The organism is Verminephrobacter aporrectodeae subsp. tuberculatae At4, assembly GCF_000193225.1.
Classification (GTDB): Bacteria; Pseudomonadota; Gammaproteobacteria; order Burkholderiales; family Burkholderiaceae_C; genus Acidovorax; species Acidovorax aporrectodeae.
Window position 1 is genome coordinate 1 of record NZ_AFAL01000812.1, and the last position, 671, is coordinate 671.

Consider the following 671-nt stretch of genomic DNA (forward strand, 5'->3'; position numbering starts at 1 on the left):
CGGCCTTGATCTGAGCCGGACCCGCGCTTCTGGCGCTGGTGGTGTCCACCGCTGCGGCCTCGATCGGCTGCACCTTGGCCGCGTCCACGGGCACGCTGGCCGTTGCCCCACCTACGGCGACGGCGCAGGAAAGCACCAGCGCGAGCAGCTTCGAGCAAAGCGAGGCGATGGCAGCGCCGCCGCCCGCACCGGTGCTGTTGTTGGTTGCGCCGGTGATGGCGATGCTGTCGCCGTAGATACGACCGGTGTTGTTCACCACGGCGGCGGTGATCTCGTCAGGCCGTCCGAACGGATGATCAGCCCCTCAATGTTGGGATAACCCATGACCCATTGAGCAGGGGCGGATACCTCGGTCCGAAGTCCACCGGGGGGCTAGTGGTTGCCTGGTTCAGAGGTTCGTTGGTGCCGGGCGCGGCCAAGGGAGAAACCGGAGGCGGGCTGGTGGTTACTTGGTTCAGAGGTTCGTTGGCGAGTCGAATAAATCCTGGTCTCAGCAATTTCTTCAACTCGACTCGCCGCGCAGAGAACAGTGCAAAATTGTCCGCCACGTCGAAAATATTTTCAGTGAGAGTCACCAAGTGTCCATCGCCAATTGTCTCGACGGCAAAGCCATTGGCGCGTAGCTTTTCTGCATCGATTTCCCTGGTGTATGCCCGGCCAAAGAAGGTTGC

2 protein-coding genes are annotated in these 671 nt (G+C 61.5%); both read right to left on the bottom strand.

The window, feature by feature from the left end:
• The coding region (locus VTU_RS29430; protein ID WP_010108826.1) for a hypothetical protein at positions 1-259 on the bottom strand (259 nt) is incomplete at its 3' end.
• A 37-nt stretch (positions 260-296) separates the two neighbouring features.
• The coding region (locus VTU_RS34075) for a hypothetical protein (RefSeq protein ID WP_201766173.1) at positions 297-671 on the bottom strand (375 nt) is incomplete at its 5' end.